The 6,257-nt window shown below is 33.5% G+C and carries 3 protein-coding genes; all 3 read left to right on the top strand.

The features are described 5' to 3' along the window. Nucleotides 1-271: 271 nt before the first annotated feature. The 3 genes from ACT29I_RS25495 to ACT29I_RS25485 are packed head-to-tail and all read left to right on the top strand — an operon-like array spanning nt 272 to nt 5,920. A complete protein-coding gene (locus ACT29I_RS25495) occupies nt 272-1,840 on the top strand; it encodes a type I restriction-modification system subunit M (RefSeq protein WP_444794834.1) in 1,569 nt (522 codons plus the stop codon). Nucleotides 1,841-1,843: 3 nt separating this feature from the next. Next, nucleotides 1,844-3,061: a restriction endonuclease subunit S gene (locus tag ACT29I_RS25490; RefSeq protein WP_444794833.1), complete on the top strand. Its 1,218-nt coding sequence runs from the start codon at nt 1,844-1,846 to the stop codon at nt 3,059-3,061. A 3-nt stretch (nt 3,062-3,064) separates the two neighbouring features. Then, a complete protein-coding gene (locus tag ACT29I_RS25485; protein WP_444794832.1) occupies nt 3,065-5,920 on the top strand; it encodes a type I restriction endonuclease subunit R in 2,856 nt (951 codons plus the stop codon). Nucleotides 5,921-6,257: the final 337 nt, after the last annotated feature.

Genomic DNA, 6,257 nt, shown 5'->3' with positions numbered 1-6,257 from the left:
AAAATAACTGATCATATATGCGGTATAGAAACCATAATCGAAATAATAAAGTCATTACGGTCTCTATATCCAAGTTATGCCCAATGCTAAAAAAGAGAAAGTGCAGTGAATGAAATGAGAGAAAAACGACCTGAAAGCCACCGCACAAATTGCACATTTGGTTTTTTGCCGACACGCAAAAGCCAACCTAAAAAAACCAAAAGAGCAATTTCTTGCCAGCACACAGAATTAGAGTAAATTTGAGAAATGAATTTAAGGAATTATTAAATATATGAGTGAAGACCAGAAAAAACAACTTGAACAGCAACTTTGGAATATTGCCAACGAGTTAAGAGGTAAAATGAATGCTGATGAGTTCCGAGATTACATACTCGGATTTATTTTTTACAAGTACTTGGCAGAGAAAATGGAAATTTACGCCAACACCATTTTGAAACCAGACGGCATTAAATACAAAGAGATTAAGGAAAATACAGAAAAAGGACAAGAATATATCGAAGCCATAAAAGAGGAATCTCTTGAAAAATTGGGCTACTTTCTAAAACCTTCTGAATTATTCAGCGAAGTTGCAAAAAGAGGAAACGGAAACAACGATACCGAAAGCAATTTCATTCTTGAAGACCTACAAAGAATCCTGAACAATATCCAACTTTCGACAATGGGAACAGAAAGCGAAGAAGATTTTGATAATCTTTTTGAGGATATGGATTTGAACAGCACCAAACTTGGAAAAACGACTGATGCAAGAAATCAATTAATTGCAAAAGTGCTATCGCACTTAGACAAAATTGATTTTAAATTGGAAAATACCGAACTCGATGTTTTGGGTGATGCTTACGAATACTTGATTGGACAATTTGCCAGCGGTGCAGGAAAAAAAGCAGGAGAATTTTATACACCACAGCAGGTAAGTATGGTTTTGGCAAAGTTGGTAACCACAGGAAAAACCAAACTTCGTTCGGTTTATGACCCAACTTGCGGTTCTGGTTCTTTGTTGTTGCGTGTTGCAAAAGAAGTGGAAGAAGTAAACAACTTTTACGGACAGGAACTCAACCGCACCACCTACAACCTTGCTCGAATGAATATGATTTTGCACGATGTGCATTACCGTAAATTTGACATAAAACAGGAAGATACTTTAGAACACCCACAACATATTGAACACCAATTTGAGGCGATAGTAGCTAATCCCCCATTTTCGGCTCAATGGAGTGCAAATCCATTATTTACAAGTGATGATAGATTTAGCCAATACGGAAAGTTAGCACCAAAAAGTAAAGCCGATTACGCTTTTGTGCAACATATGATTCACCATTTGGCAGAGAATGGAACAATGGCAATTGTTTTGCCACACGGGGCATTATTTAGAAGTGGAGCTGAACAGCAAATTCGCCAATATTTAATTGAAGACCGTAATTATTTAGACGCAGTTATTGGTTTACCAACAAATCTATTTTATGGAACACCAATTCCAACAAGCATTTTAGTTTTCAAAAAATGCAGAGAAAATCCTGATAATGTTCTTTTCATTGACAGCAGTAAATATTTTGAACGAGGCACACAGAATATGCTTCGACCTTCTGATATTGAAAAAATTATTTCTACTTATCGAGAAAGAATAGAGGTTGACAAATATTCTTATCTCGCACCACTTTCAGAAATTCACGAAAACGAATACAATTTAAATATACCACGCTATGTAAACACTTTTGAGGAAGAAGAACCTGTTGATATTGTGGTAGTTTCCGAGAAATTAAAAAATCTTGAAAACAAAATGAGTGAAACAGATAAAGAATTGATTGCACTTTGTAAAGAACTAAATATCGACACACCTTTTTAGATTATGGAAAAGTTACAAAACAAAATACCGCTTGTAAGATTTCCTGAATTTACTGATGGTTGGGAACACAAAGAACTGAACGAGCTATTAAGGGAATCTAAAAAGAAAAATTCTGATTTAAAATTCAGCAAAGACGAAGTTTTATCGGTTTCGGGAGAATTGGGAATTGTAAACCAAATTGAACATCTCGGGCGTTCTTATGCTGGAGAATCAGTTCATAATTATGGTGTTGTTGAAATTGGCGACATTGTTTATACCAAAAGTCCATTAAAAGCCAACCCATACGGAATTATAAAAATCAATAAAGGTAAAGCAGGAATTGTTTCTACACTTTATGCAGTTTATAAAGTAAACAAGAAAACTGCTTATGGCGATTTTTTAGATTATTACTTTTCGTTAGATGCTAACACTAATCGTTATTTAAGACCTTTAGTGCGTAAAGGTGCAAAAAACGATATGAAGATAAATAATGAATACGTTTTGCACGACAGAATTTTTGCACCAAGCATTGCAGAACAAAAACGTATTACTTATTTCTTTTCCGTACTCGACAACAAAATAAACGAACTCAAAGAAAAGAAAAACCTTTTAGAAGAATACAAAAAAGGATTGATGCAGAAAATCTTTTCGCAGGAAATTAGATTTAAAGATGATGATGGAAAAGATTTTCCTGATTGGGAAGAAGATATTTTAGATAATTTGGTGCATTTTAGAAACGGCAAAGCACACGAACAAGATATTTCTGTAAATGGAAGTTTTATAGTTGTTAATTCAAAATTCATTTCAATGGAAGGCGAAGTTAAAAAATTCTCTGACACTGAAATTTGTAAACTCTCAAAGGATGAAATTTGTATGGTAATGAGTGATGTGCCAAAGGGTAAGGCTCTTGCAAAATGCTTTTTAGTCGATTATAATGATAGGTATACACTTAATCAGAGAATTTGCGCTATTAAAGCTATTTCTATTAGTCCAAAATTTCTTTTTTATGTATTAAATAGAAATAGATATTATCTCATGTTTGATTCAGGTGTTGGACAAACAAATCTAACCAAAAGTGAAGTACTCAACTGCCCTTTATATTTTCCATCATCAAAAGTAGAGCAAACCAAAATTGCTAATTTCCTATCCAAATTAGATGAAAAAATAAAAAATGTTGGTGTGCAAATAGAAGAAACAAAAGCCTATAAAAAAGGGCTATTACAAAAAATGTTTTGCGTATAAGTTATGAGCAAACAGCCTGAACAAATATTAGAAAATCAATTGGTTGAACAACTGCAAAAGTTGGGTTATGGATTGGTGCAAATAAAGGACGAAAAAGAACTTATTGCCAACCTAAAAAATCAATTAGAAAAGCATAACAAAATCACCTTTTCGGAAGCTGAGTTTAAAAAGGTAATGAATATTCTCACCAAAGGTTCTGTATTTGAAAAATCGAAAACACTTCGAGAAAAACAACATATTATCCGTGATAATGGCAATAATCTTTACTTTGAATTTTTAAATACTGAGTTTTGGTGTCAAAATCAATATCAGGTTACGCACCAAGTTACCATTGAAGGAAAATATAAAAACCGTTACGATGTTACTTTACTGATTAATGGTTTGCCGTTGGTTCAAATTGAACTTAAACGTAGAGGTTTGGAATTGAAAGAAGCCTTTAACCAAATCAATCGTTATCAACGTCATTCCTTTGGTTCAAATTCGGCTTTATATCAATACATTCAGGTTTTTGTAATTAGCAACGGTGTAAATACAAAATACTACGCCAATAACCGCAGGCAATCTTTCAAACAAACTTTTTACTGGACAGATAAAGAGAACAACAGACTTACCAATATTTTAAACGGTTTTACAAGCGAATTTTTAGAGCCTTGCCATATCTCTAAAATGATTAGTAAATACATAGTTCTCAACGAAACGCATAAAATATTGATGGTGCTACGTCCTTATCAATATTATGCCGTTGAAGCATTAATTGACCGAGTAAAAAACACGAATAAAAACGGGTACATTTGGCATACCACAGGTTCAGGCAAAACGTTGACTTCGTTTAAAGCAAGTCAGATTATAATGAATATGCCTGAAGTTGAAAAAGTTGTTTTTGTGGTTGACCGTAAAGATTTGGATTACCAAACTACCAAAGAATTTAACAGTTTTAGCAAAGGCAGTATTGACGGAACAGACAATACAAAAGCACTGGTAAAACAGTTTTCTGACGACACAAAACTAATTGTAACCACCATTCAGAAACTAAATACCGCTATCAGCAAAAAACAGTATTTGGCAAAAATGGAAAAACTGCAAGACAAGCGATTAATTTTCATTTTTGACGAGTGTCACCGTTCACAATTCGGAGAAACGCACAATCGGATAAAATCCTTTTTTAATAATATTCAATTCTTTGGTTTTACGGGAACTCCCATTTTTGCAGAAAATGCTTTTAAAAATGATTTAGGTAAACGAACTACCAAAGAATTATTTGGCGACTCTTTGCATAAATACGTAATCACCGATGCTATAAAAGACGAGAATGTTTTAAAGTTCTCAGTTGAATACGTTGGACGATATAAAAAGAAAGACAGTGCTACCGAAATTGATATCGAAGTAGAAGACATCGACAAAAAAGAGTTGATGGAATCGGAAATACGATTAAATAAGATTTCCGATTATATTATTGCACATCACACCAGAAAAACACACAACAAAGAATTTACAGGCTTATTTGCAGTAAGTAGCGTTAAAACATTAATCAAATATTACGACATTCTGCAAAAGAAAAAAGCAGAAGGAAAACACAATCTAAAAATAGCAACCATTTTCAGCTACGTTGCCAATGAAGAAGATGCAGACGCAAACGGTTTTATTCCCGAAGAATTATCGGTTGTAGAAGAGCCCAAAGCTTTGTATGGAATGAACAAGCATAGTCGGGAGAAATTAGACGAGTTTATTGAAGACTACAATAAAATGTTTGGTTCAAATTTCTCAACCAAAGACAGCCAATCGTTTTACAATTATTACAACGACATTTCTAAAAAAGTAAAGGAACGCAAAATTGATATTTTGTTGGTTGTAAATATGTTTCTTACAGGTTTCGACAGTCCACCACTCAATACTTTGTATGTGGACAAAAATTTGAAATATCACGGATTAATTCAGGCTTATTCAAGAACAAACAGAATTTTAAACGAGCAGAAATCACAAGGAAATATTGTTGTTTTCCGCAATCTAAAAAAAGCAACAGACGATGCAATTACCTTATTCAGCAACAAAGAAGCGATTGAGGTAATAATTATGAAACCTTACGAAGAATATGTAAAGAAATTCAATGAGGCTTTTATTGAGTTGTTAAAGATTACGCCAACTGTAAACAGCGTGAACGACTTAAAAACGGAAGATGACGAATTGAAATTTATACAGGCATTTAGAAATATTATGCGTGTTAAAAATATTCTTACCGCTTTTGCCGATTTCAAATGGTCAGATTTGGCAATGAATGAGCAACTTTTTGAGGATTACAAAAGCAAATATCTTGACCTTTACGACAAAGTTAAAAGCGACCACCAAAAAGAAAAAGTTTCGATTTTGGAAGATGTGGACTTTGAATTGGAATTAATTCACCGTGACGAAATTAATGTAAACTACATTATTCAGTTGCTTATCAAACTGAAAGCGAACACGAAAAAAGATGTAGAACAAACTGAAAAAGAGATTTTCAATTTATTAAATTCAGAAGCGAATTTAAGAAGTAAACGAGAATTGATAGAGAAATTCATTTTAGAAAATTTACCTGAGATAAAAGACGAAGATGATATTCCACAAGAGTTTGATAAGTTCTGGACAACTGAACAACAAAAGGCTTTTGAAAAATTGATTAAAGAAGAAAATCTTTCAGAAGAAAAAACCCAAAAACTGATTGAAAATTATCTTTTCGCAGAAAGAGAACCTTTGCGAGATGAAATACTTGAATTGATTGAAGGAGAAAAACCGTCGGTATTACAACGCAAGAAATTAGGCGACCAAATTCTGAAAAAGATTTTAGGTTTTGTAGACACATTTATTAACGGAATAACAGGAAATTAAGAAATGAATTGCCAGCGCAAAAGCCATACACATTTGCAATTCACACGAGCCATCGCTCAAACCAAAAATTGCAAAAGAGTATGTCTTGCCAACGCTATGCAGATTGACACGTAAAGGACTGAAAATGAACCAAAGCCAGTGCCTAACATTTTGTATAAGCAATAGTGGGTAAGTGCCTAAAATCAAGGCTTGTAGCCCGCTCAAACTGCGTAGCGGTTTGACAGGAATTACCACGCAATCCACTACTGCTCATACAATTTACCGTCAGACTGTCTAAAAACTAAAAAGGTGTTGACATAAAGTTCATAAGTATGGTGTAGTTTTCTTCAGTAAAAAA

It is taken from the genome of Saccharicrinis sp. GN24d3, from assembly GCF_052400645.1.
Classification (GTDB): domain Bacteria; phylum Bacteroidota; class Bacteroidia; order Bacteroidales; family Marinilabiliaceae; genus Saccharicrinis.
This window is presented reverse-complemented; position numbering and strand designations above follow the sequence as displayed.

What these genes read in the sequence shown, in the direction of transcription:
- ACT29I_RS25495 (WP_444794834.1), top strand. Translation starts at nt 272, where the DNA reads ATGAGTGAAGACCAGAAAAAACAACTTGAACAGCAACTTTGGAATATT.
- ACT29I_RS25490 (WP_444794833.1), top strand. Translation starts at nt 1,844, where the DNA reads ATGGAAAAGTTACAAAACAAAATACCGCTTGTAAGATTTCCTGAATTT.
- ACT29I_RS25485 (WP_444794832.1), top strand. Translation starts at nt 3,065, where the DNA reads ATGAGCAAACAGCCTGAACAAATATTAGAAAATCAATTGGTTGAACAA.